This window comes from Cryobacterium melibiosiphilum (assembly GCF_003602235.1).
Taxonomy (GTDB): Bacteria; Actinomycetota; Actinomycetes; order Actinomycetales; family Microbacteriaceae; genus Cryobacterium; species Cryobacterium melibiosiphilum.
The window spans coordinates 98,108-123,602 of the sequence record NZ_QZVS01000092.1 but is presented as its reverse complement, the minus strand read 5'-3'; the positions used below and the strand labels follow the sequence as shown (position 1 = coordinate 123,602).

Here is a 25,495-nt window from a genome sequence, read left to right as displayed (position 1 = left end):
CGCACGAGACTCCCCAGTCATCGCCGTAAGATTCAGTTCATGGTGGCCGAGTCAATTCCCGCGCGCCGGCCTGCAGTTTCCCGAGCCGTGCGCGGCGCTCGGCCACGCCGACGGATGCCGTGGGCAGCCGCCGCCGCCGGCCTTCTGCTGGCCGCGTCCAGCGTTCTGCTCCCCGCAGCAACGTCCGGACTGGCCGCGTCCGAGCCGACTAGAGGATCCGCCAGCGGCACGGTCCTCACGGCCGCGTCCGAAGCGTCCGAAGCGTCCGAGCCCAGCCTCTCGGTTGCCCCGGCCACCCTGACGCCACTGCGCCCGGGCGACGACCTGGCCGTGTCGGTGACCGTGTCAAACCCGACCAGCGCCGAGATCGGGCTCGGAACCGTTGAGGTCTACCTTGCCCAGCGCGCACTCACCACCCGCACGGCCGTCGAGGACTGGCTGGCCGAAGCGGAGTCGACCACCCGGGGCGACCGGCTGGCGAGCGTGCCCACCACCGGTGTGATCCCGGCCGGAACGACGGTGACCTTTCCCGTGACGGTGCCCGCGGCATCCGTTTCACTGAGCGCGCTGAACAGCTGGGGCGCGCGCGGCATCGCTGCCACGTTCGAGGCCGAGAACGACACGAAGATCGAGGGTCGAGGCACCTTCGTCTGGTTCCTCGACGACGAGATCACACCCGTCAACCTGTCGGTGCTGATGCCGATCACCACGCCGGAAAGCTCCGCCGGGCTGATCCCGGCCATCGCCCTCGAGGCTTATACCAACGACAGCGGGCTGTTGACCCGCCAGCTTGACGGCGTCATCGACCGCCCCGTGGCGATCGCCATCGACCCGATGATCATCGCGTCGATTCGCATTCTCGGTTCCTCCGCGCCGGCCAGCGCCGTGGCCTGGTTGGACCGTCTCAGCCTCGCCAGCAATGAAATCTTCCCACTCGGCTACGCGGATGCCGACCCCGCCGTGCAATCGCAGGCCGGCGCCGCTGCGGTGCTCGCCCCGATCTCGTTCGACCCGCTGATCGACCCGTCGCTGTTCGTCACCCCGACCGCGACGCCGACGACGCCCGCTGACGGCACGGACGGCACCTCGTCGGAGGCTCCCGCCGCGGAGGATGCCCAGGCCACCACCACGCCCCCCACGAGCGCCGACCTGCTGGCCTGGGAGTACACCCGCACCGATATCGCCTGGCCCGGCGCCGGCGCGGTAGCCCGCGACGACCTCGATTTCTTCGCCGCGAGCGGCCTCACGACGACCGTGCTGTCCGAGACGAACGTGACCCGCTCCGAGATTCCCACCCCGAACGCCGTCGTCGCCCTCCCGACCGGCACCGGCCTGGTGACCGACGATGCCCTCTCCGACGCGCTGCACACCGCGGCGATGGCGACGACGGATGCGACCTGGACCGCCGCCATGGCCGAGGTCGCGTCCCGCCTGGCCGTCGTCTCGGCCGAGGATCCGAGCACGGCGCGCACGCTCGTGGCCACCTTCGACCGCGGCTGGCCGCAGTCCGCCGACCGCGTCGGCCAGACCCTGGAAGCGCTCAGCGGCATCCTCTGGGAAACCCCGGCGACGTTGCAGTCCGCTCTCGGCGCACCCGCTGCCGAAGACGTGGAGTTCAACGCGGGGGTCGAGCCTGACAGCCAGCTCGGCCCGGCCCGCGCGCTGCTCGAGCGGGAGGGCGAGCTGACCGCCTTCTCCAGCGTGCTCGCCGACCCCCTGACGATCACCGCACCCGCCCGACTCGAGCTGCTCGCGCTGCTCGCCTCCTCCTGGGCCGATCAGGCCTCGAACTGGCGCGATCAGGTCACGACGAGCCTCGCGGCATCCGCGGAGACCCTGCAAGCGGTCACCGTCACCACGCGCGGTCCGGTGCAGGTACTCGGCAGCACGGTGCCGTTTCCGATCACCCTGAACAACACCTTCGACCAGGCCGTCACCGTGCGCGTACAGGTGATTCCCTCGAACGGACGCCTGATCGTCGATAGCGACGTGGACACGACCATCGATCCGAACTCGGCGAAGGCCATCACCATCCCCGTGTCGGCGGCGATTGGAAACGGCGACGTCACCCTGCGCGTCACGCTGTTCACGCCCGCCGGTACGACGATCGGTGAATCCGCCCCGATTGCGGTCAACGTGCGCGCCGACTGGGAGGGCGTTGGCGCGGCTATCTTCGCCGCCCTCGTCGTGGCGTTCTTCGGTTTCGGGATTTATCGCAACATCGTGCGACGCCGCAAGGAGCGCGCCGAACGCGAAGCCGCCGGTGAGCTGCCCGACCCGACGTCGCCGCCCACGACACCGCCCACGACAGCGCATCCGCTCACGGTGCAGCCCCGTGGCTAGCGCACCGGCCGACGCGGCCGGCTCCGGCGACTCCGGCGGAATCGGCCGCGCCAGCCTGTTCCTCGCGTCGGGCACGATCGTGTCCCGCATCCTCGGCTTTGTGAAGCTCATCGTGCTCGCGGCCATGGTCGGAGCGTTCGGCGACACCGCCGACGCCTTCAGCATCGCCAACCAGCTGCCCAACACCGTCTACACGATCGTTGCCGGCGGCATCCTGACGGCCGTGCTGGTGCCGCAGATCGTGCGCGCCAGCCAGCATGCCGACGGCGGCACCGCGTACATCAACAAACTGCTCACCCTAGCCCTGCTCATTTTGACCGCGACAACCATCCTGGCCGTGGCCCTGGCCCCGCTCATCACCGGCTTCATCGGGCTCAACCTCTCGCCCGACCAGCTCGCCCTGGCCATCGCCTTCGCCTACTGGTGCCTGCCGCAGATGTTCTTCTACGGCCTCTACACGTTGCTCGGCGAGGTGCTCAACGCCCGCAAATCGTTCGGCCCCTTCACCTGGGTGCCCGTGCTCAACAACGTCGTCGCCATCGCGGGCCTGGTCGTCTTCGCCGTCATGTTCGGCGCCGACCCGACCGGCACGCGGTCCGCCGGCGAGATCACCCCCGCCATGATCGCCGTGCTCGCCGGCAGCGCCACCCTCGGCGTTGTCGCACAGGCCCTCGTGCTGTTCTATTTCTGGCGTCGGATCGGCCTGCGATTCCGCCCCGACTTCCACTTTCGCGGCGTCGGCCTGCGGGCGACCGGCCGCATGGCCGGCTGGACCTTCGGCATGCTGCTGCTCACCACCGGCGCGGGAATCGCCGAGACGCAGGTTGCCACGCTCGCGACGGGGCAGGCATCCGTCTTCGTGCTGGCCACCGCCTGGCTCATCTTCATGCTGCCGCACTCGGTCATCACCGTCTCGGTGGCCACGGCGTATTTCACCCGGATGAGCGAGCACGCGGCCCTGCACAAATTTAACCTCGTGAAGATGGATGCCTCCTCCGCCATCCGTGGCACGACGCTCCTGATCGTGCTGGCCTCGGCCGTCATCACCGTCTGTGCCTACCCCTTCGCGGCGGTCTTCGTCTCCCCCTTCGACCAGATCGTCGGCATCGGCAACGTGATCCTCGCCTTCATCGTCGGGCTGGTGCCGTTCTGCGTGCTGTTCGTGCTGCAGCGCACGTTCTATGCCCTCGGCGACACCCGCACCCCGTTTTTCTTCACCCTGTTCCAGGTCGTGCTGATCCTGCTCGGAGTGCTCGGCTGCACCCAGCTGCCGGTCGAGTGGATTGCGGTCGGCATCGCCGGGGTCATCACGGTGTCCGGCGTGCTGCAGACGGTGCTCGCGGCCGCGCTGCTCCGGCGCCGCCTGGGCGGTCTCGACGGCCGACGGATGCTGCGGAGCCTCGTCACCTACCTGGTCGCCGCCGTCATTCCCGTTGTGCTCGGACTGAGCCTGGTCTGGCTGCTCGGCGGCACCCAAGACGGCGGCTTCGCCGTCTCCGGGCGGCTCGGGGCGATCACGACGATGATCCTCGTCGGCCTCGTGATGGCGGCAGCCTACTTCGGCATGCTGCTACTGATGCGCAGCGCCGAGCTGGCGGCCTTCCTCACGCCCCTGCGCGCCCGCCTGCGCCGTTAGGCAGCGGATGTCGCCGGCCGCCCGGCTGGTAATCCGCCCGGCCGCTCGGGGGGCATGGAATAGCGACCGAATAGGATGTGTTGTACCGGGCATCGAGGCAATTACCGCTCGTTCAGCCGGTTTCCCTGTTAGGTATCCCTGTCAGCCCAGTCAAGGAGTGTTTGCGTGCGCCAAGTCATCATCATCGGTTCCGGACCGGCCGGATACACCGCAGCGATCTACGCGGCCCGCGCCCAGCTGCATCCGCTGCTCATTGCAAGTTCGGTCGAAGCCGGCGGCGAGCTGATGAACACCACCGACGTCGAAAACTTCCCCGGCTTCCCCGAAGGCATCATGGGCCCCGACCTGATGATGAAGATGCAGGAACAGGCTGAGCGCTTCGGCACCGAGGTCGTGCTCGACGATGTCGAGTCCCTCGATCTCACCGGGCCGATCAAGTCCGTCACGCTCGGCAACGGTGAGACGCACGAAGCCCTGTCCGTGATCTTCGCGACCGGCTCCGCCTACCGCAAGCTGGGCCTCCCCGATGAAGAGCGTCTCTCGGGCCGCGGTGTGTCCTGGTGTGCCACCTGCGACGGCTTTTTCTTCAAGGGCAAGACCATCGCGATGGTGGGCGGCGGCGACTCCGCCATGGAGGAGGCCACCTTCCTCACCCGCTTCGCCGACAAGGTCTACGTCGTCTACCGCGGCGAGACCCTGCGCGCGTCGAAGATCATGCAGGAGCGTGCCTTCACCAATGACAAGATTGAGTTCGTGTACAACTCCACGGTCGTCGGCATCACCGGTGAGAACGCGGTGGACGGCCTGACCCTTAAGAACAGCGTCACCGGGGCCGAGAGCCACCTCCCGGTCGGCGGTGTGTTCATCGCCATCGGCAACGATCCCCGCACCCACCTCGTGCACCAGCAGCTCGACCTCACCAGCGACGGCACCATCGCCGTGGCCGGCCGCACCTCGAAGACCAGCCAGACCGGTGTCTTCGCCGCCGGTGACGTCATCGACCCCAGCTACCGCCAGGCGATCACCGCGGCGGCATCCGGTACCGTCGCCGCCCTCGACGCCGAGCACTACCTCAGCACGCTTCCCCAGGAGCTGCTCTCCCAAGCCTCGCTGGCCGACGCCGAGTCAGCCGAGATCACCGACCCCACACTCGTTGCAGCAATCAACTAAGGAGCACTACATGTCCGCACGCGCAGTCACCGAGGCAACCTTCGACCAGGAAGTCATCAACAACGAGAAGACCGTTCTGGTGGACTTCTGGGCCGAATGGTGTGGCCCCTGCCGCGCCGTGAGCCCCATCCTCGACCAGATCGCCGCCGAGCACGCCGACAAGCTCGACATCGTCAAGCTCAACGTCGACGAGCACCCGGCCCTCGCCGCGAAGTACCAGATCACCTCCATCCCCGCGATGAAGGTCTTCCAGAAGGGTGAGGTCGTCAAGACCGTCATCGGCGCCAAGCCGAAGCCCGCCCTGGAGAAGGACCTCGCCGACTACCTGGTCTAGGTCTCACGGCTCACACGAGCCCGCTAGAGAGCCCCGCCCGGCCCCGCCGTGCGGGGCTTCGGCGTATCTGCCCGGCCGCCGCAACGGCCCCGGGACGGGCGAGTGCGGGCCGACCCCATACGATGAAGTGAACTGAGATCGGATGTGACGTGACAAAACAGGGCTCTTCCCAAGCCAGCAACAACCTCGACCCGTGGTACCACCACTACGCAGAACGGGCCGGTGGCCTGCGCGCCTCAGAGGTACGCGCGCTCTTCGCCGTAGCCTCCCGGCCCGAGGTGGTCTCCCTCGCCGGGGGCATGCCCTACGTCGCCGCCCTGCCCCAGGACCTGGTCATCAATGCGATGGAACGGGTCATGCGCCAGCAGGGCCCCGCTGCCCTGCAATACGGCTCTGGCCAGGGGGTTCCCGTGCTGCGCGAGCAGATTCTGGAGATCATGGCGCTGGAGGGCATCAAGGCGAACGCCGACGACGTCGTCGTCACGACCGGCTCCCAGCACGCCCTGGAGCTTGTCAGCAAGCTCTTCCTCAACCCCGGCGATGTCGTGCTCTCCGAGGGCCCGAGCTACGTCACCGCGCTCGTCATCTTCCGGTCCTACCAGGCCGACGTCGAGCACGTGCCGATGGATGACTACGGACTCATTCCCGAGGCCCTGCGTGAGCATATTGCTCGCTTGAAGGCCGCCGGACGCAACATTAAGTTTCTGTATACGATTCCGAGCTTCCACAATCCGGCCGGGGTCACCCTGTCATGGGAACGCCGCATCGAGATCCTGCAAATCTGCCGCGACAACGACATCCTCGTTCTCGAAGACAACCCCTATGGCCTGCTGTACTTCGACCGTCCGGCACCGGATGCGATGCGCTCACTCGAGCGGGACGGCGTCGTCTACCTGGGCACCTTCTCGAAGACACTGGCACCGGGATTTCGCGTCGGCTGGGCGCTCGCGCCGCACGCCATTCGCGAGAAACTCGTCCTGGCCAACGAGGCGGCGGTGCTCTCACCGAGTTCGTTCACCCAGCTGATCATCTCTGAGTATCTCTCAACAGCGGATTGGAAGGGCCAGATCAACACCTTCCGCGGGGTGTACCACGAGCGCAAGAACGCCATGATCGCCGCGCTCGAGGAATACCTGCCGGAGCTCACCTGGACCAACCCGAACGGCGGGTTCTACGTCTGGGTGACCCTGCCCGAGCAGTTGGACTCCAAGGCCATGCTGCCGCGCGCGGTCAAGGAGCTCGTGGCGTACACACCCGGCACGGCGTTCTTCTCCGACGGTGAAGGCCGCCAGAATATGCGGCTCTCGTTCTGTTACCCCACGCCGGAACACATTCGCGTCGGCATCCGCCGGCTCGCCACCGTGATTCGCGGCGAACTCGACCTGCTCGACACCTTCGCCGGCACCGGATCGCTCGATTCACACCGCGACAACCGTCGCTTCGGCGCCCCGCCACCCGATATCTCCTAGATTGTCGGGTGTTCTGCCCGATTTTCCGTTCCACCACCGCACCAGCAAGGAAAAGGCCTGATCATGACTGAATCAACAGCTCTCGATATCGTCGTCCTTGCGGGCGGAATCTCGCACGAGCGTGACGTCTCGCTGCGATCGGGTCGACGGGTAGCGGATGCCCTGACCGACCTCGGACACCGGGTCGCGGTGCTCGACCCCGGCGCCGGCCTGCTCACCGAACTGGCCGAGCGCAAGCCCGACGTCATCTGGCCGGCCCTGCACGGCGCCACCGGCGAGGACGGCGCGCTGCGGGCTCTGCTGGCGACGACCGGAATCCCGTACGTCGGATCCCGCGGCGCGGCATCGGCACTGGCCTGGTCGAAGCCCACCGCGAAAGAACTCGTGCGCCGGGCCGGGTATCCGACACCGGAGTCACTCTCGCTGTCGAAGGAGACGTTCCGTGACCTCGGAGCCGCGAGTGTGCTTGAGCACGTTTTGAGCTCGCTCGGAATGCCCGTCGTGGTGAAGCCCACCAAGGGTGGCTCCGCGCAGGGCGTCACGATCGTGACCGCTGCCACGGCACTCCCGCGCGCGATGGTCGACGCCTTCACCTACGCCGACGTCGCACTCGTCGAGAACCAGGTCATCGGTACCGAGCTTGCTGTCGCCGTCGTTGACCTCGGCGACGGCCCGGTGGCACTCCCGGCGGTTGAAATCGTGCCGGTGAATGGCGTGTACAGCTTCGAGGCGCGGTATAACGCCGGGGAGACCGACTTCTACACGCCAGCCCGCATCGAAGCGGCTGTCGCCGCACGCGTCGCCGAGACGGCCGTCGCGATCCACACACTGCTCGGGCTGCGCCACCTCTCCCGCATCGACCTCATCGTGGACGAAGCGGGCACCCCATGGTTCCTGGAAGCCAACGTGCTGCCCGGCCTCACCGAGACGAGTCTCGTGCCGCAGGCCATCGAGGCATCGGGCCAGACCCTCGGCGAGGTCTACGAGGCTCTGGCCCGCGACGCCATCGCACATCCCTGACCACTCCCCCACGGAGTGTTTCACGTGAAACGTGTGCTTACCGGCCCCACGCGCTGATCGAACCCGTCGAGATCACCACCTTTGGTCTCGACAAGCTCGACCACCGACGACCCACCTCCCACACGCTGATCGAGCCTGTCGAGATCACAACACTTGGTCTCGACCACCGACGACCCACCTCCCACACGCTGATCGAGCCTGTCGAGATCATTCACGGACCGCACCCACACGCTGATCGAGCCTGTCGAGATCACAGGCTCGCGTCACCCGGAGGATCCTTCTTAGCCGTCCGACTCAACGCCGAAAGATCGGCCAAACGACCATCAATGAGCGCCTGGCGCTTCTTGTGCCCCCACCCCTGCACCTGCTTCTCACGCCCGAACGCTTCAGACATCCGCTCGTATTCCTCGAAGTATTCCAGACGAACAGGCAGACGTCGTTTGGTGTATTCGGCACCTTCGCCCTGGCTATGCTGCCACAGCCGCCGTTCCAAATCCCAGGTGCTACCAACGTAGAATGACCGATCAGAACACCGCAGTATGTACATGAATGGCATGCGTGCATGCTGCCATAAACCTGAGTTTCAACAGGGTTATCCACAGGCCGCGCTCCAGATTCGCACTGTTAGGGCACCTCACAGCCCAGTAAATACAAGTGATGTGATGCAAATTCACAGTTGCGACTCCCCTCGTGTCCCCCATTTCGTCCACAGGGCCACGCTACGTTGCGCCGGACGGTCTCGATAGGCTCGACCAACTGAAACGCGAGACAACCACGGCCCCACCGACACGCTGATCGAGCTTGCCGAGATCACCGCACGTTCCACGCGGAACAACGGTGGTCTCGACAAGCTCGACCAACGGGAAGGCGGACCCGCGCTCACGCCTGTGTTTCACGTGAAACAACCGTGGTCTCGACAAGCTCGACCAACGGACACGCGAGACGACCCACACACCCAACCCCACGCTGATCGAGCCTGTCGAGATCACCGTCACGTTTCACGTGAAACAACCGTGGTCTCGACAAGCTCGACCAACGAGAAGGCGAGACGACCGGCGCAAGCCACCCCACGCCGATCGAGCCTGTCGAGATCACCCTGACGTTTCACGTGAAACAACCGTGGGAGAAGCAGAGGCTAATTGGCTCCGAAGCCGGGCTCGCCTAACGTGCCCAGAATACGATTCAGGTCACCGATGGTCGCGAAATCAACGGTAATGCGCCCTTTTCGGGCTCCCAGATTGATCCTCACGCGGGTATCCAGCCGATCCCCCAGGTGTTCCGCGATCTCATCGAGGTGTCCCTGGCGTCGACCGGGCTCAGGCTTCGCCACGGGCTCGACTGCACGCACTCCGGCCGACGCAGCCGCCTCAGCCGCACGCACCGACAAATCTTCGTTCACGATTTTATCCGACAGCTTGAGCATCCCGGCCGGATCCCCCACCGAAAGAATCGCACGGGCGTGTCCGGCAGACAGCACACCGGCGGCAACCCGAAGCTGCACGGCCTCCGGCAGCTTGAGGAGCCGAAGCGTGTTCGTGATTTGCGGTCGTGACCGGCCGATCTTCGCCGCCAGCTGTTCCTGCGTGATCCCGAAGTCGGCAAGCAACTGCTGATACGCCGACGCTTCTTCCAACGGATTCAGCTCTGCTCGATGCAGGTTCTCCAGCAGCGCGTCCCGCAGCATATCCACGTCGGCGGTGTCCCGGACAACGGCCGGAATCGTGGACAGGCCGGCCTGCTTCGTCGCGCGCAAGCGACGTTCACCCATGACCAGCTCGTACTTGCCGGGCTGATCCGCCAGCGGACGGACCACGATGGGCTGCAGGACACCGACCTCGATGATGCTGCGGACCAGCTCGTCGAGATCAGCGTCATCAAACGTGGTGCGTGGTTGCTGCGCGTTCGGAACGATATCGTTCGGGTCCAGATGAGCCAGCCGGGCCCCGGGAACGGGGATCAGGTCCGCCTCCGGGGCCGAACTCACACTACTCATCGGGTGAGCGACACCGTCGGGAACGGATACCCGCGCCGTCTTTGCCGGAACGGTACGCGGAAAGAAAACGTCAACCGGGCGCGCTGCTTCAGCGTCTTCCTGCACTGGAATCAAGGCACCAATGCCGCGGCCGAGGCCAGTCCGTTTTGCCATGTGCGTTATCTTCCTTTTGAGGGAGCGCCGCGGCGGGCGATTTCGGCCGCCGCTTCGAGGTAGGAGAGCGATCCTGCGGAGTTCAGGTCGTAGCTGACGACACTTTGTCCGTAGCTGGGGGCCTCAGAAACCCGCACAGAACGCGGAATAAGAGATTTGAGAACCTGATTCGGAAAATGTTCCCGAACATCTTGGGCAACCTGGTTGGCCAGGTTGGTACGCCCGTCGTACATGGTCAACAGAATGGTCGAAACACGCAACTCGGGGTTCAGGTGTTTCTCAATCAACTGGATGTTCTTGAGGAGCTGGCTGAGGCCTTCGAGCGCGTAGTACTCGCACTGGATGGGAATCAGTACTTCGCTTGCGGCAACGAAGGCGTTGATCGTCAGCAGTCCGAGCGATGGGGGACAGTCGATGAACACGTAGTCATAGGGCTCGTCCAGTTCACGCAAGTGCTGGTCGAGGGCTCGACGCAGGCGCTGTTCACGCGCAACCATCGATACGAGTTCAATTTCGGCTCCGGCGAGATGGATGGTGGCCGGCACGCAATACAGTTCGCCAAACTCGGGACTGCGCTGCACGACTTCGCCCAAGGGAACGTCACCCACGATCACGTCGTAGACACTGGATATTTCCGCGTGGTGCTCCACACCGAGGGCCGTCGAGGCGTTGCCCTGGGGATCGAGGTCGATCACGAGCACTTTCGCGCCCTGACGGGCCAGGGCGGCGGCCAAGTTGACGGCCGTTGTCGTCTTGCCCACTCCACCTTTTTGGTTGGAAATGGTCAACACACGGGTCGACTCGGGTTTGGGCAGCTCGTCTGCCGCGATGACCTGGCGTCGCCTGGTCAGTTCGGCGATCTCGCGGGCAAGTGGCGTGGTTCCGTCAAATCCCGTGGCCTTGTCGCTGAGGTGCTGGTCTTCACCAGGATGTTTCACGTGAAACCTTTGCGTTGGACACTCAATGGACGGTTCGGATGGTTGGTTCTTGGAGACCCGGCACTAATCCACTGTAGCTCGGATGACCCGGGTCACGTCGGAAAGCACACCCTCACCGAGGGTGATGACTTCGACGTTCTGCAAGCGATATTTACGAATCGCCTTGGCGGCGCCCTCGATCTCGTCCTCGGCCTTGGCGCCCTTCATGAGCACCAGTTCACCACCCGGGCGCAGCAGGGGAGCAGTGAGGGGGATCAGTGTGCGGAAGGCGCTCACCGCTCGGGCAGTGACCTGATCGAACGGATACTCCGGATGCACCTCTTCGGCTCGCGCTCGGGTAACCGTGACGTTCTGTAGTCCCAGGGCAGCGACCTGATCACTCAGCCAGGCAACCCGTCGTTCCATCGGCTCGATCAGAACAAACGTGACGTCCGGTCGCAGGATGGCGAGGACCAGACCCGGCAGGCCGGCGCCGGACCCGACATCCCCCACGACACCCGGCCGAAGCAGTGGCGCCACAACGGCACAGTTGAGGATGTGCCGGCTCCACAGCCGCGGAATTTCGAGCGGTCCAATAAGGCCTAGTATTTCGCCCTGATCAGCTAAATCATTGGTAAATGCACGAATTTTGTCCAGGTGATCACCGCAGAGTTCCGCCGCCTGGACAGGTTCCGTCTCCAGGTCGAGCTCAACACCCATAATTAGAGCGCCGAGATGACGGTGTGGCGGTCGCGGCCTTCGCCCTCGGACTCCGACGAGTAGCCGCGGGCCGAAGCGAGGTCGTGCACGAGTTTACGCTCGTAGGAACTCATCGGCGGAAGGGCAGCGTCGGCGGAACCGGCTTCGATGCGTTCAATCGCACGTCCCACCAGGTCTGCCAGTTCGGCCTCACGGGCTTCACGCGAACCGCCGATGTCCAGAATCAGGCGCGAGAACGATCCCGTCTTGTTCTGTACGGCCAGCCTGGTGAGTTCCTGCAGAGCTGTCACGGTGTCCGGCTTGGACAGGACCCGCAGATTGGCTCCTTCTGCGGCATTCACGGAGAGGTACGCGCGACCGTTGCGCGCATCAATGTCGATGTCCCCATCGAGGTCGCAGATGTCGAGAAACTCCTCGATGTAGTCGGCGGCGATATCGCCTTCCTGTTCCAGCTGGTCCACGGTGGGAATGTCGTCACCCACGCTCGGAGTAACCTGAGCCGCCGCTTCGGTGACCAAGGGAAGAGCTGGAGCCCCTGGCTTGGCGACGACGGATGCGACGCCGGTAGTCGCTGCCGCCGGCTCTGCCACGCTGCTGACGGAGGCCGTCACACCGTCCGCGCGGGCGGAGTTCTCGGCCACGTCGTTTTCGCTCACTTCAGTCACAGGAGTCCGCTTCCTTCTTGAGTCTCGAACTACTTCTTCGGGCCGATTTGCTTTTTGGCCCGGTTCTTGCTGACCGGCTGCTGGCGCTGCACGGGCTTCTTGGGCTCTTCCACAACGATAACGTCCCCGTCAGTGGCGATGAGCTTGCCCTTGCGGGCGAGTCGCTCTTCACGGAGCTTGGCGGCCTCACTGCCGGGCGTCGGCATGTTGCGGATCACGAGGAACTGCTGAATCATCGTCCAAATGTTGGAGGTCAGCCAGTAGAACATGACGCCGAGCGGGAACGCCACACCGGAGAAGGCGAAGACGAGGGGGAGCAGGTAGAGCATGATGCGCTGCTGCTTGAACATGGGGCTCGCCTTGGTTTCCGGCGACATGTTCTTCGAGACGATCTGCAGCTGCGTGATGAACTGGGACGCGGTCATCAGCACGACCATGGTGGCGGCGATGAGCATGACCGCGAGGTTGAAGTCGTTGCCGGCAATCCAGTCAGTCCACTGCGACGCGAAGGTGTCGTGGAGCGGGGCATTGCCGAACAGGGTCGCGTTGCCGAAGCTTTCAGCCAGGCTCTGATTCAGCGGCCCGACACCGGCCTTGGCGCGCTGGGCGTCGTTGAGTACCGAGAAGAGGGCGAAGAAGATCGGCATCTGCAGCAGCAAGGGAAGGCACGAGCTCAGCGGGTTGGTGCCCGTCTTCTTGTACATTGCCATCGTCTCGCGAGACATGGCCTCACGAGAAAACTGGTCTTTCTTGCCCTTGTACTTGTCCTGGATCTTCTTCAGTTGCGGCGCGACCTCGAGCATCTTGCGCTGGCTCTTGATCTGCCGCACGAAGATGGGGATGAGGGCTGCGCGGACCACGATGACGAGCCCCACGATCGAGAGCACCCAGGTCAGGCCTTCGTCGTAGCCTAAAGCGGCAATACCCGTCTGGGAGAACAGCCAGTGGAATGCGACGAGCAAGAGCTCAACGACCCACTTCAGTGGCCAGAGGATCACACTTAGGATGTCCATACTTCGGGTCAGCCCTTTCCGTGGCTTTGTGTGACGACAAATCCGAACGACGTCACGACATAGCGACGTTTGCGCTTCAGGGGAACGTCATCGATTCCACCTTCGGCCCACGGATGGCATCGCGCCAGACGACGCGCGGCCAGGGCCGATCCAACCACGAGGCCGTGTTCCTGAACGGCCCCGAGTGCATAGGCCGAACAAGAAGGATAATACCGGCACACGTCGCCATAAAGCGGGGAGATCACTGCACGGTAGCCTCGAAGGAGCAGTACGCCCACATTGCGAGGCAGCAGTAGCACGGTACCGACGAGGGGATTCATCGCGGGCGATGCCCCTTGGTAACAGCGTTTGTGACCCCGTGCTGAACTTCAGAGGTCAGTTCGAACCACTCCGCGGCATAGGCCGCGGGGAGAGCCCGAAAGACAATATCGGTTCCCGGGGGAACCGAGTCGAGCAGCGCGAAGCTGGCAGCTTTCAGGCGCCGTCGAACCCGGTTGCGCCGCACGGCATTACCGACATTCTTCGCGACGATAAAACCAAAACGAGCCGGCGCATCCGGGCCTGGAGCGGTGGTGCTACGGCGCAGATAGGTCACGATGTGCGGGCCGACGACCCGCACACCCCGACGAACGACCGATTTGTAGTCGCTGCCAAGCGTGATCCTATTTACCTGTGCCAGCACCGCAGTGCTTACGCGGAGAGTTCGGTGCGACCCTTGCGACGGCGGGCACCGAGGATTGCGCGGCCGGCGCGGGTGCGCATGCGCAGACGGAAGCCGTGCACCTTGGCGCGACGACGGTTGTTCGGCTGGAACGTTCTCTTGCTCATGATTTCTCCACTGTTGTCTCCGCTGGCCGAAACAGCGGCCGGGAAAGAATTGGTTGGCCCGAGGACAGGGTCAACTGATTAAAACTACGGCTTCGACCCCTTTTGGTCAAACTCGAGGCCCCAAAAGAACAATTCTGCACAGTTCTCCGCTGCCCGTCGTGTAGTGACACGCGGCAAAAATGGGGCCAATATGCCGTGAAAATTCGCCTCCGGGACCAGATTTGGCTACCGTGAATGAAAGTTATCCACAGGCAGACGCCCCAGTTTGCGCGCAACCTGCGAGTTTTCTTCGATTTACTCACAGGCGGTGGATAACTTTGTGAATAGATCACACGAGTCCACGTATCGGGCTTCACGCACAGAGATTGTAGGAAACCATGGCAGACGGCGAACAGCCCATCATGCAGACGTGGCGGTCGGTTCTGACCACGCTGGAGTCGGACGTCACGATCACGCCCATGCTCTACGGGTTCCTCAGCCTCGTCGAACCCAAGGGCATCGCCGCCGGCACCTTCTACCTGGAGGTACCGAACGAGTTCACGGCGAGCATGCTGAATCAGCGGATGCGCGTTCCCCTGTTGACCGCGATGGGCCAGCTTGACGCCGCGACGGCCGTGTCCACCTTCTATGTCGTCGTCAACCCCGAACTCGAGCAGGAATCGCTGCGCCCGGTGCACCAGCCGCCAGCCCAGCCCGACGTGTTGAGTGTCGCCGCGCCGCAGTCCGTGTTCGAAACTGCCGCGTCCTCCCCCGAACGCCCGCACGACACCCGGCTCAACAACAAGTACAGCTTTGACAACTTCGTCATCGGCCAATCCAACCGGTTCGCCCACGCTGCCGCGGTCGCCGTCGCTGAAGCGCCCGCCAAGGCATACAACCCGCTCTTCGTCTACGGTTCGTCCGGACTGGGCAAGACCCACCTGCTGCACGCCATCGGCCACTACGCGATGAGCCTGTACCCGGGAATTCGCGTGCGTTACGTCAGTAGCGAGGAATTCACCAACGATTTCATCAACTCGATCGCCAACAACCGCGGTTCGGCTTTCCAGGCCCGGTATCGCAACATTGACATCTTGATGATTGACGACATCCAGTTCTTGCAGGGGAAAGCAGAGACCCAGGAAGCGTTCTTCCACACCTTCAATACCCTGCACGACCACAACAAGCAGGTCGTCATCACGAGCGACCTGCCGCCCAAACACCTCACCGGCTTCGAGGACCGCATGCGCAGCCGTTTCGAGTGGGGCCTGATCACCGACGTTCAGGCACCCGACCTCGAAACTCGGATCGCCATTCTGCGCAAGAAGGCGCAGAGCGAAAAACTCCAGGTGCCCGATGACATCCTCGAGTTCATGGCTTCGAAGGTCTCGTCGAACATTCGTGAGCTTGAAGGAACGCTGATCCGCGTCACGGCCTTCGCCAGCCTCAACCGCACGCCCGTCGACATGGACCTCGTTCAGACAGTGCTCAAGGACCTGATCACCCTCGACGACGACAATGTCATCGCGCCGGTCGACATCATCACCAACACCGCGGACTACTTCAAGCTCACCGTGGACGATCTCTACGGCTCGAGCAGGTCCCAGGCCGTGGCGAACGCTCGCCAGATCGCCATGTACCTCTGCCGGGAGCTCACCAACCTGTCGCTGCCCAAGATCGGACAGCTTTTCGGTAACCGGGACCACACCACCGTCATGTACGCCAATAAGAAGATCAGTGAGCTCATGAAGGAGCGTCGCTCGATCTACAACCAAGTCACCGAGCTCACCAACCGCATCAAACAGGACCATCGCTTCAAATAATCCTGGGCTCTGGAGGATTTTTCGGGCTTTTTCGTAGTTTTCACACCTGTGTATAAGCCTGTGGAAACTACAAGAATTAACTGGCACAACCTGTTGACAGAAAATGACAGGTTGTGAAAACTCCGGTGCCGACAATTCTTGTCATTCGATGTTGTACCTCGACTTCGCACAGGTCGCCCACAACTTACATTCCTGTAGTTCCCAATGATTCAGCGGGAATGACAAAGTTATCCACAGTTTCCACAACGGTTAAGAAGATTAACCTTTAACTTCTCTCTCTCTTCGGCCGACAACCTTTTGTGCTTTCGCACCGGATGCCGGCCGGTCCCGGCCGCTCAGGCCCGATTCGTCCCTGAGCGAATTACAAGACGACTAGTGTTGAGCCTCCACGCATCGATCGAACAGGAGTGGTTTCGTGAAATTTACGGCCAACCGGGATGTCTTCAGCGAAGCCGTATCCTTCGCCGTCAAGCTCCTGCCCCAGCGCACCACCCTGCCCATCCTGAGCGGAGTGCTGATCGAGACGACAGAAAACGGCCTGGTGCTGTCCTCGTTCGACTACGAGGTATCCGCCCAGACCGAAATCGCCGCGGACATCGAAGAGCCTGGCAAGGTGCTGGTTTCCGGCCGGCTGCTGGCCGAGATTGCCAGCCGGATGCCCAACGCCCCGGTGCGTTTTGAGACCCAGGAGTCTCGAATCAAGGTGAGCTGTGGCTCCGCGAACTTCACCCTGCTGTCCATGCCGGTTGAGGAATATCCCAGCATTCCGCAGGTCAGCGCCGAATCCGGACTCGTACCGGCCGAAGAATTCGCCGCCGCCGTGGCGCAGGTCGCCGTTGCGGCCAGCCGCGACGACGTCACCCCGGTCATCACCGGTGTGCAGCTCGAAGTCTCCGAAAACAGCCTCGGCCTGGTCGCTACCGACCGCTACCGGGTCGCCGTTCGCGAGATCGATTGGGATCCGGGCAGCAACACCGCCCAGGGCACCATCACCGCGCTCGTGCCGGCGCGCACCCTGCAGGAGGTCGGCAAGACGTTCGGCCACAGTGGAACCATTTCGGTGTCGATCACCAACACCGACGATCGCGAACTGATCGCCTTCACGGCGAACAAGAAGACCGTCACATCACTGCTGATCAAGGGCAACTTTCCGCCCGTTCGCCGACTTTTCCCCGAGAATGTCGACAACTACGCGGTCATGAACACCGCTGACCTGATCGAGGCCACGCGTCGCGTGCAGCTCGTGCTCGAACGCGAAGCCGCTCTGCGCTTCACGTTCACCCAGGACGGCCTCACCCTCGAAGCCGTCGGCTCCGAACAGGCGCAGGCACAGGAATCCGTCGACGCGATCCTGTCCGGTGTCGACACCGTCGTGTCCCTCAAGCCGCAGTTTCTGCTGGACGGCCTCGGCGCGGTGCACTCCGAGTTCGTGCGTATCTCCTTCACGAAGACCGAGAACCCGAACAAGCCCGGCCCGGTGCTCATCACCAGCCAGACGTCGCGCGAAACGGCCGGCGCCGACAGCTACAAGTACCTGCTGCAGCCCAACCTGCTGCTGCGCTAGGTGCGCGTCACCCACCTCTCCCTCACGGACTTTCGCAACTACGCGCAGGCCGAGGTGCCGTTGTTTGCCGGGCCCAACCTCATCGTCGGGCGTAACGGCCAGGGCAAAACCAACCTGGTCGAAGCGCTCGGCTACCTGAGCACGCTCGGATCCCATCGCGTGTCGACCCTGACCGCCATGATCCGGGCCGGACAGGACGCCGCCATCATTCGGGCTCGGCTCGAATCCAACGGTCGGCAGATATTGGCCGAGGTACAGCTGAACCGCACCGGGCAGAACCGGGCCCAGGTCAACCGCTCCGTCATTCGTACCCGTGACCTGCCGCGATATTTTTCCTGCGTGGTCTTCGCCCCCGAAGATCTCGCTCTCGTGCGCGGCGATCCGGGCGGGCGTCGCCGGTTTCTCGACCAGCTGCTCGTGCTGCGCACCCCGCGGCTGGCCGGGGTACTCGCCGACTACGACCGGGTGCTCAAACAGCGCAACAGCCTGCTGAAGTCGGCACGGTCGTCCGGTGTGAAGGGAAACCAGCTGGCCACGCTGGAAATCTGGGACGAACGGCTGGTCGCCTTCGGCTCCGAGATCATCGACGAACGGGCCGAACTCGTGCGCCAGCTGGGCGAACCCCTGCGGGTGGCCTATCGGGCGGTCGTCGGCGCCGATCACGGGCCCACGCTGTCCGGCGCGCTGAGCATCCTCGGAGCGGATGCCGATGGTGAGATTTCGACAAGCTCGACCACCGCGACGGGCTCCGCCATGACGGGCTCGAGCAACACTCCAGCCGGGACGCGGATCCCCCTGATCGCTCCCGGAGCGACCACGGCGGATGTCTTCCGATCCGCCCTCGCCGGCCTCCGCCGCAAAGAACTCGAGCGCGGCATCACCCTGGCCGGCCCGCACCGCGACGACGTCATCTTCTCCCTCAACGACCTTCCCGCCAAGGGCTACGCGAGCCATGGTGAATCCTGGTCGTTTGCGCTGTCGCTGAAACTGGCATCCGCCGAGCTGTTGCGCCGGGATTCGGTCACCGGCGATCCGGTCGTGATCCTCGACGACGTGTTCGCCGAACTCGACCAGCAGCGCCGTACCCGTCTTGCGGCCGCGGTGACCGGCTTCGAGCAGGTACTCATCACCTCGGCGGTATTGGAGGATGTGCCGGAGGCCCTGGTGGCGCACACTATACATATTCGAGGAGGTGCGGTGGTCGATGGCTGAACCGACGGTGCCCTCCACGGGCGCAGCGCCGACAGGCGAGCGAACCGAGCCGAGCGAGGCCGCCCGCGTCTTTCTGCGCTTCAAAGACGTTTTCGGTGATCCCAATGCCCGCCGGTCACGAGGCCGCAAGCGTCAGCCCGACCCGCAAGGCTCATCCGTTCCGTTCGGTGCCGGGCGGGATCCCCGCGGTCTCGGAGACACGATCGCCTCCCTCACCGCGCAGCTGGGCTGGAATTCGCCGCTGTCACAGTCCGAACTGCTCGCCTCCTGGCGCGAAATCGCCGGCGACGAAACCGCGAACCACTCCAGCCCGGCTGGCATCGATGAGGGCGTGCTGACCGTTCACTGTGAGTCGACGGCCTGGGCGACCCAGTTGCGCCTCATGCGGGTCGACATCATGACCCATATCATCTCGAAATACCCGGATGCCGGCATCGCCTCGATCCGTTTTCACGGGCCCAATGCCCCCTCCTGGAAAAAGGGCCCCAGATCAATCCCAGGGCGCGGCCCGCGCGATACCTACGGCTAAGCCGTCAAATCTGGTCAAACGGTGTGGCCAACGCGTTACGCGGCGATTGTGGCGGGCGGGGGCCTGGCCATTTGATAGAATAAATCGTCGCCTTTGCGACGGTCAGGAGCACAATTTCAGATGACGGTTGAACCGCACGCCGAGCCGGCACACGAATATGGCGCAGACGATATCCAGGTTCTCGAGGGCCTGGAAGCCGTTCGCAAACGACCCGGAATGTACATCGGTTCTACCGGTCCACGCGGGTTGCACCACCTCGTCTACGAGATCGTTGACAACTCCGTCGATGAGGCCCTCGCGGGCTACTGCGACACCATCGGCATCCGTATTTTGGCGGATGGCGCGGTGCGGGTCGAAGACAACGGCCGCGGGATCCCGGTCGACATCCACAAGGCCGAGGGCCGTTCGACCGTCGAGGTCGTGCTGACCGTGCTGCACGCCGGCGGCAAGTTCGGCGGCGGCGGCTATGCCGTCTCGGGTGGACTCCACGGCGTCGGCAGCTCCGTCGTTAACGCTCTGTCGAGCCGCCTCGAGGTCGAGGTGCGCCGCCAGGGCCACGTCTGGCGTCAGAGCTTCGCCGACGGGCACCCCAACGCCCCGCTTGAAAAGGGCGAGGAATCCGATGCCACCGGCACCACGATCACGTTCTGGCCGAGCGCGGAAACGTTCGAGACCACGGTCTTCGACTACGAGACCCTGCGCGCACGTTTCCAGCAGATGGCGTTCCTGAACAAGGGCCTGCAGCTCACGCTGACCGACGAACGCCTCGAGAACCTCGACGACGAGGGCAAGTTCGTGCACAACACGTTCATGTACGAGCAGGGACTCGTCGACTACGTCGAATACCTGAACCGGGCCAAGAAAGCCGACCTGGTCAACGAGGAGATCATCTCGTTCGAGTGGGAAGACCACGAACGCAAGATCGCCCTCGAAGTGGCGATGCAGTGGACCACCGCGTACACCGAGAGCGTTCACACCTACGCGAACACCATCAACACCCACGAGGGCGGCACGCACGAAGAGGGTTTTCGCGCCGCTCTGACCACGCTGGTCAACAAGTACGCCCGGGAGAAGGGCATCCTGAAAGAAAAGGATGACAATCTCACCGGCGACGACGTGCGCGAGGGACTGACCGCGGTCGTCTCCATCAAGCTCGCCGAACCGCAGTTTGAAGGCCAGACCAAGACCAAGCTCGGCAACACCGAGGCGAAGGCGTTCGTGCAGCGCGTCGCCGGAGACCAGCTCAGCGACTGGTTCAACCGCAACCCCAGCTCGGCGCGCGAAATCATTCGCAAGGCGCTCTCCGCATCCACTGCCCGGCAGGCAGCCCGCAAGGCGCGTGAAACCGCGCGCCGCAAGGGACTCCTCGAGGGCGGCGGCATGCCCGGCAAGCTCAAGGACTGCCAGAGCAAGGACCCCTCGCTGAGCGAGATCTTCATCGTCGAGGGTGACTCGGCCGGCGGTTCCGCCGTGCAGGGCCGCAACCCCGAGACGCAGGCGATCCTTCCGCTGCGCGGCAAGATCCTCAACGTGGAGAAGGCCCGGCTCGACCGCGCCCTCGCCAACCACGAGGTGCAGGCCATGATCACCGCGTTCGGCGCCGGCATGGGCGAAGAATTCAACCCCGACAAGGTGCGGTACCACAAGATCGTGCTGATGGCCGATGCCGACGTCGACGGCCAGCACATCACGACCCTGCTGCTGACCCTGCTGTTCCGCTACATGCGCCCGCTGATCGACCTCGGCTACGTCTACCTGGCGCAGCCGCCGCTGTACCGCCTGAAGTGGGCCAACTCCGCCCACGAATACGTGTACTCCGACAAGGAGCGCGACGCCCTGCTCGCCGACGGTGCCGCCGCCGGCAAGCGCATCCCCAAGGACAACGGCATCCAGCGCTACAAGGGCCTCGGCGAGATGGACTACAAGGAGCTGTGGGAGACCACGATGAGCCCCGAAACCCGTACCCTGCTGCAGGTCACGCTCGACGACGCTGCTGCCGCCGATGAAATTTTCTCCACCCTGATGGGCGAAGACGTCGAATCCCGACGCAACTTCATCCAGAAGAACGCAAAGGACGTGCGTTTCCTTGACATCTGATGACACCACCGGCGACGGCACCACCGATTCCACTGCGGAAAGCCAGATCATCGCAGCTGATGCCGCGGCAGCGGCCGCGCACCTGACCCAGCACGGCAAGATCGACCAGGTCGACCTGCAGCTGGAAATGCAGCGCTCCTACCTCGACTACGCCATGAGCGTCATCGTCGGGCGTGCGCTGCCCGACGTGCGTGACGGCATGAAGCCCGTGCATCGGCGTGTGATCTACGCCATGTTCGACGGCGGCTACCGCCCTGACAAGGCGTTCTCGAAGTGCGCCCGCGTGGTCGGCGACGTGATGGGCCAGTTCCACCCGCACGGTGACTCCTCGATCTACGACGCCCTCGTGCGCCTCGTTCAGCCGTGGAGCCTGCGCTACCCGCTGGCCCTCGGCCAGGGCAACTTCGGCTCCCCCGGCAACGACGGCGCCGCCGCCCCCCGGTACACCGAAACGAAGATGGCGCCGCTCGCCCTCGAGATGGTGCGCGACATCGACGAAGACACCGTCGACTTCCAGGACAACTACGACGGCCGCACCCTCGAGCCCACCGTGTTGCCCTCCCGCTTTCCGAACCTGCTCGTCAACGGCTCGGTCGGCATCGCCGTGGGTATGGCGACCAACATTCCCCCGCACAACCTGCGTGAGGTCGCCGCCGGCGCCCAGTGGTACCTCGACAACCCCGAGGCCACCCGCGACGAGCTGCTTGAAGCCCTGATCCAGCGCATCAAGGGCCCTGACTTTCCCACCGGCGCCCAGATCCTCGGCGTCAAGGGCATCCAGGAGGCGTACCGCACGGGCCGCGGTTCCATCACCATGCGCGCCGTCGTCAGCATCGAAGAGCTACAGGGGCGCACCTGCCTTGTCATCACCGAGCTGCCGTACCAGGTCAACCCCGACAACCTCGCGATCAAGATCGCCGACCTGGTCAAGGATGCCAAGGTCAGCGGCATCGCCGACATCCGCGACGAGACTTCCGGCCGCACCGGCCAGCGCCTCGTCATCGTGCTCAAGCGTGACGCGGTGCCGAAGGTTGTGCTGAACAACCTCTACAAGCACACCCCGCTGCAGGAGAACTTCGGCGCGAACATGCTCGCCATCGTCGACGGGGTGCCCCGCACCCTCGCCCTCGACGGCTTCATCTCCGCCTGGGTCGCGCACCAGATCGAGGTCATCGTTCGGCGCACCCAGTTCCGCCTGAACAAGGCCGAAGCGGATGCCCACATCCTGCGCGGCTACCTGAAGGCCCTCGACGCCCTCGACGAGGTGATCGCGCTCATCCGTCGCTCTGCGACCGTCGACGACGCCCGTGAAGGCCTGATGGACCTGCTGCAGGTCGACAAGCTGCAGGCCGACGCCATCCTGACGATGCAGCTGCGTCGCCTCGCCGCCCTCGAGCGCCAGAAGATCATCGACCAGGCCGCCGACCTCGAACTGCAGATCGTCGAATTCAAGTCGATCCTCGCGAGCCCGGAACGTCAGCGCACGATCATCAGCGACGAGCTCGCCGAGATCACGAACAAGTTCGGCGACGACCGCCGCACCGAGATCATGATGGGCTACGACGGCGACATGTCGATCGAAGACCTCATTCCCGAAGAGGAAATGGTTGTCACCGTCACCCGCGGCGGCTACATCAAGCGCACCCGCAGCGACAACTACCGCAACCAGCACCGCGGGGGCAAGGGGGTCAAGGGTGCGCAGCTGCGTGCCGACGACGTGGTGGAGCACTTCTTCGTCACCACGACCCACCACTGGCTGCTCTTCTTCACCAACACCGGCCGGGTCTACCGGGCCAAGGCCTACGAAGCGCAGGAATCCGGGCGCGACGCCAAGGGCCAGCATGTCGCCAACCTGCTCGCCATGCAGCCGGGGGAAGAGATCGCCCAGATCCTCGACATCCGCGACTACGAGGTCGCCCAGTATCTGACTCTCGCCACCCGCGACGGCCTGATCAAGAAGACCGCCCTGAGTGAGTACGACACCAACCGCACCGGCGGCATCATCGCCATCAAGCTGCGTGAGGGCGACGAGCTCGTCTCGGCGCTGCTCGTCGACGATGACTCCGACCTGATGCTCGTCTCCCGCAAGGGTATGTCGATCCGCTTCACCGCGACCGACGAGGCCCTGCGCCCGATGGGCCGCAGCACCTCCGGCGTGATCGGCATGCACTTCCGCGGCGACGACACCCTGCTGGACGCCTCGGTCATCGCCGACGACGGATACGTCTTCGTCGTCACCGAGGGAGGCTACGCCAAGCGCACCGCGGCCGAGCAATACCGCCTGCAGAACCGCGGTGGCCTCGGCATCAAGGTTGCCAAGCTCAACGATGACCGGGGTGACCTCGTGGGGTCCCTGATCGTCGGCGAGCAGGATGAAGTTCTCGTCGTGCTCGCCAGCGGCAAGGTCATCCGTTCCAACGTCGCCGAGGTTCCGGCCAAGGGCCGGGACACGATGGGCGTGGTCTTCGCTAAGTTTGCGGATGAAGACAGAATCATTTCGATTGCGAAGAACATCGAACGCAATCTGGTGGCCGAAGAGATCCTTGTCGAAGAGACAGACGGTACACCGGAAAGTGATTCGGGGAAAGTAGAATCGCCCAATGAGTAGCGTTGCAGAGAAACTAGCCAAGAAATCGACCAAGCAGGCGTCGACCAAGCAGGTGCGCCTCAAACTGGTGTACGTCGACTTCTGGTCGAGTGTCAAGCTGTCGTTCCTGGTCGCCATTTGCCTGGCCATCGTCACGATCGTCGCGACCTTCCTCATCTTCACGGTGTTGAACCAGACCGGCATCTTCGCCAAGGCCGACGCTCTGTACACCGATATCGCGGGCAGCTCAGCCGATCTGACCAGCATCCTGTCGGTGGCCAACGTCATGGGCTTCGCCGTCGTCGTGGCCGTGCTGAACACGGTCGTGATCACCGCCCTGGGCGCGATCTACGCCGTGCTGTACAACCTGAGCGTGAAGATCACCGGCGGACTGCTCGTCGGCTTCACGAACAACTAGCAACACCTGTTTTTCTCTGAGTCGAGCGCCACCGGCACGCGGTTTTTCCACGAAGGTGGCGCTCGATTTCAGGTTTCGCCCGGAGTCAGGTAGTCTCTAATCTGCTCCACGGGGGGATATAGCTCAGTTGGTTAGAGCGCTTCACTGATAATGAAGAGGTCCCAGGTTCAAATCCCGGTATCCCCACGCAGTACCTGTCGTCTTCCCGCCTTACAGCCGGTGAAGAGTCGGGGCCATAGCTCAATTGGTAGAGCGCCTGCTTTGCAAGCAGGAGGTCCGGGGTTCGATTCCCCGTGGCTCCACAGTTTTTCTCTCCACAGTCTTCTCAGCTCGGCTTCGGCCGGGCTTTTGTCGTTAACCCCGCGCGGGTCGGCCTTAACGGCAGAGGGCCCGCATCCAACGGATGCGGGCCCTCTGCACGAGTACGGGTTAAGCTTCGCGCACGGCCGCGTCGAGCTCGTCGTCGGCGACCCAGAGCTCGTCGTCGGCGCGGAAGGTCTGCCAGACGGCGTAGGCGACGCCCACAGCGGCGACGACGGCAAAGCCGATCGCCAGGTAGGACCCGACTCCCGGGCCCTTAGATTCGACCACAACGGGCTTCTGCAGGTGGAAACGGTTCAGGGCCGCGCGCACTCGGGCGTCACGGGCGACGTCGCCGACGCTCATGACCGTGCCGATCGCGGTGCCGATGCCCGGCAGCACGTCGTGCACAACCTTGCGGCGTACCCCGTCGGCCAGGTCCTGCGTGGCGGTGACGCCGGGACGCAGGTAGTGCTCATATCCCTCGCGGACGCGGGGGACAACTTCTTCACGGGTGAGCACGCTGGCCTGGTGGCCGGCTTCCCGGGCTACGGTGTTGGCGCGATCCAACACTTCCTGCTGGTGGCTCCACAGTTCATCAGCGCTCTTGCGCAGGCGAATGAGTTCCTTGCGGCGCTTGCGTGACAGGCTCATCTGGACCCTCCATTGTAATCGTGTGGCGAATAACCCCATCCTGCCACTGAATCGACTGGGAGCGCTCTGAG

The 25,495-nt window shown here is 64.0% G+C and carries 24 protein-coding genes and 2 tRNA genes; 15 read left to right on the top strand and 11 right to left on the bottom strand.

The window, feature by feature from the left end; translation table 11 throughout:
* The first annotated feature begins 39 nt into the window (after positions 1-39).
* The 6 genes from D6T64_RS16625 (at position 40) to D6T64_RS16600 (ending at position 7,972) form a co-directional block, all read left to right on the top strand.
* Complete coding sequence (locus D6T64_RS16625) at positions 40-2,343, top strand: DUF6049 family protein (protein ID WP_147364602.1); 2,304 nt, start codon at positions 40-42, stop codon at positions 2,341-2,343.
* Positions 2,336-3,979: a murein biosynthesis integral membrane protein MurJ gene (gene murJ, locus D6T64_RS16620; RefSeq protein WP_233551285.1), complete on the top strand. Its 1,644-nt coding sequence runs from the start codon at positions 2,336-2,338 to the stop codon at positions 3,977-3,979. The genes D6T64_RS16625 and murJ overlap by 8 nt, the downstream gene beginning before the upstream one ends.
* 165 nt (positions 3,980-4,144) lie before the next feature.
* Complete coding sequence (gene trxB / locus D6T64_RS16615) at positions 4,145-5,149, top strand: thioredoxin-disulfide reductase (RefSeq protein ID WP_119975797.1); 1,005 nt, start codon at positions 4,145-4,147, stop codon at positions 5,147-5,149.
* 10 nt (positions 5,150-5,159) lie between these two features.
* Positions 5,160-5,483, top strand: coding sequence for a thioredoxin (trxA, locus tag D6T64_RS16610; protein ID WP_119975796.1), 324 nt, complete (start codon positions 5,160-5,162; stop codon positions 5,481-5,483).
* A gap of 149 nt (positions 5,484-5,632) precedes the next feature.
* The gene (locus D6T64_RS16605) at positions 5,633-6,952 is read left to right on the top strand and encodes an aminotransferase-like domain-containing protein (RefSeq protein WP_119975795.1); all 1,320 of its coding nucleotides are present in this window, start codon (positions 5,633-5,635) and stop codon (positions 6,950-6,952) included.
* Between the two features lie 63 nt (positions 6,953-7,015).
* Entirely contained in the window at positions 7,016-7,972 is a 957-nt protein-coding gene (locus tag D6T64_RS16600; protein ID WP_119975794.1) for a D-alanine--D-alanine ligase family protein, read from the top strand.
* A gap of 20 nt (positions 7,973-7,992) precedes the next feature.
* On the opposite strand, the gene D6T64_RS16595 is transcribed toward D6T64_RS16600, so the two are convergent.
* The 10 genes from D6T64_RS16595 to rpmH all read right to left on the bottom strand — a co-directional run bounded on the left by D6T64_RS16595 (position 7,993) and on the right by rpmH (position 14,261).
* Positions 7,993-8,187 (bottom strand): hypothetical protein, encoded by a 195-nt coding sequence (locus D6T64_RS16595; RefSeq protein WP_147364601.1) that lies wholly within the window; start codon positions 8,185-8,187, stop codon positions 7,993-7,995.
* A 35-nt stretch (positions 8,188-8,222) separates the two neighbouring features.
* Entirely contained in the window at positions 8,223-8,528 is a 306-nt protein-coding gene (locus tag D6T64_RS16590) for a GIY-YIG nuclease family protein (protein ID WP_119975792.1), read from the bottom strand.
* 579 nt (positions 8,529-9,107) lie between these two features.
* The gene (locus tag D6T64_RS16585; protein ID WP_119975791.1) at positions 9,108-10,118 is read right to left on the bottom strand and encodes a ParB/RepB/Spo0J family partition protein; all 1,011 of its coding nucleotides are present in this window, start codon (positions 10,116-10,118) and stop codon (positions 9,108-9,110) included.
* Between the two features lie 5 nt (positions 10,119-10,123).
* Complete coding sequence (locus D6T64_RS16580; RefSeq protein WP_119975790.1) at positions 10,124-11,056, bottom strand: ParA family protein; 933 nt, start codon at positions 11,054-11,056, stop codon at positions 10,124-10,126.
* 63 nt (positions 11,057-11,119) lie between these two features.
* Complete coding sequence (gene rsmG, locus D6T64_RS16575; protein ID WP_119975789.1) at positions 11,120-11,755, bottom strand: 16S rRNA (guanine(527)-N(7))-methyltransferase RsmG; 636 nt, start codon at positions 11,753-11,755, stop codon at positions 11,120-11,122.
* A gap of 2 nt (positions 11,756-11,757) precedes the next feature.
* Positions 11,758-12,237: a Jag family protein gene (locus D6T64_RS16570; protein ID WP_233551299.1), complete on the bottom strand. Its 480-nt coding sequence runs from the start codon at positions 12,235-12,237 to the stop codon at positions 11,758-11,760.
* 212 nt (positions 12,238-12,449) lie between these two features.
* Complete coding sequence (yidC, locus tag D6T64_RS16565; RefSeq protein ID WP_119975788.1) at positions 12,450-13,433, bottom strand: membrane protein insertase YidC; 984 nt, start codon at positions 13,431-13,433, stop codon at positions 12,450-12,452.
* Positions 13,434-13,441: 8 nt separating this feature from the next.
* The gene (yidD, locus tag D6T64_RS16560) at positions 13,442-13,753 is read right to left on the bottom strand and encodes a membrane protein insertion efficiency factor YidD (RefSeq protein WP_119975787.1); all 312 of its coding nucleotides are present in this window, start codon (positions 13,751-13,753) and stop codon (positions 13,442-13,444) included.
* Positions 13,750-14,115 carry a ribonuclease P protein component gene (rnpA, locus tag D6T64_RS16555; RefSeq protein WP_119975786.1) on the bottom strand — a complete coding sequence of 122 codons (366 nt, stop codon included), beginning with the start codon at positions 14,113-14,115 and terminating at the stop codon, positions 13,750-13,752. The genes yidD and rnpA overlap by 4 nt, the downstream gene beginning before the upstream one ends.
* An 8-nt stretch (positions 14,116-14,123) precedes the next feature.
* Positions 14,124-14,261 (bottom strand): 50S ribosomal protein L34, encoded by a 138-nt coding sequence (rpmH, locus tag D6T64_RS16550; protein WP_010204566.1) that lies wholly within the window; start codon positions 14,259-14,261, stop codon positions 14,124-14,126.
* Positions 14,262-14,638: 377 nt separating this feature from the next.
* Here rpmH and dnaA point away from each other — a divergent pair, with 377 nt between their 5' ends.
* From dnaA to D6T64_RS16505, 9 genes are all read left to right on the top strand, one after another.
* A complete protein-coding gene (dnaA, locus tag D6T64_RS16545) occupies positions 14,639-16,063 on the top strand; it encodes a chromosomal replication initiator protein DnaA (RefSeq protein WP_119975785.1) in 1,425 nt (474 codons plus the stop codon).
* Between the two features lie 415 nt (positions 16,064-16,478).
* Positions 16,479-17,627: a DNA polymerase III subunit beta gene (gene dnaN, locus D6T64_RS16540; protein WP_119975784.1), complete on the top strand. Its 1,149-nt coding sequence runs from the start codon at positions 16,479-16,481 to the stop codon at positions 17,625-17,627.
* Positions 17,628-18,839, top strand: a complete 1,212-nt coding sequence (recF, locus tag D6T64_RS16535; RefSeq protein ID WP_119975783.1) for a DNA replication/repair protein RecF — start codon at positions 17,628-17,630, stop codon at positions 18,837-18,839.
* Entirely contained in the window at positions 18,832-19,368 is a 537-nt protein-coding gene (locus tag D6T64_RS16530; protein ID WP_119975782.1) for a DUF721 domain-containing protein, read from the top strand. Before recF ends, D6T64_RS16530 begins: the two co-directional genes overlap by 8 nt.
* A 120-nt stretch (positions 19,369-19,488) precedes the next feature.
* Complete coding sequence (gene gyrB / locus D6T64_RS16525) at positions 19,489-21,465, top strand: DNA topoisomerase (ATP-hydrolyzing) subunit B (protein ID WP_119975781.1); 1,977 nt, start codon at positions 19,489-19,491, stop codon at positions 21,463-21,465.
* Between the two features lie 49 nt (positions 21,466-21,514).
* A complete protein-coding gene (gene gyrA / locus D6T64_RS16520) occupies positions 21,515-24,073 on the top strand; it encodes a DNA gyrase subunit A (protein WP_233551297.1) in 2,559 nt (852 codons plus the stop codon).
* The gene (locus D6T64_RS16515; RefSeq protein WP_119975780.1) at positions 24,066-24,470 is read left to right on the top strand and encodes a DUF3566 domain-containing protein; all 405 of its coding nucleotides are present in this window, start codon (positions 24,066-24,068) and stop codon (positions 24,468-24,470) included. Before gyrA ends, D6T64_RS16515 begins: the two co-directional genes overlap by 8 nt.
* 112 nt (positions 24,471-24,582) lie before the next feature.
* Positions 24,583-24,656: transfer RNA gene (locus D6T64_RS16510), tRNA-Ile, on the top strand.
* Between the two features lie 43 nt (positions 24,657-24,699).
* Positions 24,700-24,772 (top strand) — tRNA-Ala (locus D6T64_RS16505).
* 127 nt (positions 24,773-24,899) lie between these two features.
* On the opposite strand, the gene D6T64_RS16500 is transcribed toward D6T64_RS16505, so the two are convergent.
* Complete coding sequence (locus D6T64_RS16500; RefSeq protein WP_119975779.1) at positions 24,900-25,424, bottom strand: hypothetical protein; 525 nt, start codon at positions 25,422-25,424, stop codon at positions 24,900-24,902.
* Positions 25,425-25,495: the final 71 nt, after the last annotated feature.

Bases quoted from the DNA above. Each gene is read 5' to 3' on its own strand.
- D6T64_RS16530 (WP_119975782.1), top strand. From the start codon at position 18,832: ATGGCTGAACCGACGGTGCCCTCCACGGGCGCAGCGCCGACAGGCGAG.
- D6T64_RS16585 (WP_119975791.1), bottom strand. From the start codon at position 10,118: ATGGCAAAACGGACTGGCCTCGGCCGCGGCATTGGTGCCTTGATTCCA.
- D6T64_RS16515 (WP_119975780.1), top strand. From the start codon at position 24,066: ATGAGTAGCGTTGCAGAGAAACTAGCCAAGAAATCGACCAAGCAGGCG.
- yidC (WP_119975788.1), bottom strand. From the start codon at position 13,433: ATGGACATCCTAAGTGTGATCCTCTGGCCACTGAAGTGGGTCGTTGAG.
- D6T64_RS16590 (WP_119975792.1), bottom strand. From the start codon at position 8,528: ATGCCATTCATGTACATACTGCGGTGTTCTGATCGGTCATTCTACGTT.
- D6T64_RS16500 (WP_119975779.1), bottom strand. From the start codon at position 25,424: ATGAGCCTGTCACGCAAGCGCCGCAAGGAACTCATTCGCCTGCGCAAG.
- yidD (WP_119975787.1), bottom strand. From the start codon at position 13,753: ATGAATCCCCTCGTCGGTACCGTGCTACTGCTGCCTCGCAATGTGGGC.
- trxA (WP_119975796.1), top strand. From the start codon at position 5,160: ATGTCCGCACGCGCAGTCACCGAGGCAACCTTCGACCAGGAAGTCATC.
- rsmG (WP_119975789.1), bottom strand. From the start codon at position 11,755: ATGGGTGTTGAGCTCGACCTGGAGACGGAACCTGTCCAGGCGGCGGAA.
- gyrB (WP_119975781.1), top strand. From the start codon at position 19,489: ATGACGGTTGAACCGCACGCCGAGCCGGCACACGAATATGGCGCAGAC.
- D6T64_RS16600 (WP_119975794.1), top strand. From the start codon at position 7,016: ATGACTGAATCAACAGCTCTCGATATCGTCGTCCTTGCGGGCGGAATC.
- D6T64_RS16625 (WP_147364602.1), top strand. From the start codon at position 40: ATGGTGGCCGAGTCAATTCCCGCGCGCCGGCCTGCAGTTTCCCGAGCC.
- rpmH (WP_010204566.1), bottom strand. From the start codon at position 14,261: ATGAGCAAGAGAACGTTCCAGCCGAACAACCGTCGTCGCGCCAAGGTG.
- dnaA (WP_119975785.1), top strand. From the start codon at position 14,639: ATGGCAGACGGCGAACAGCCCATCATGCAGACGTGGCGGTCGGTTCTG.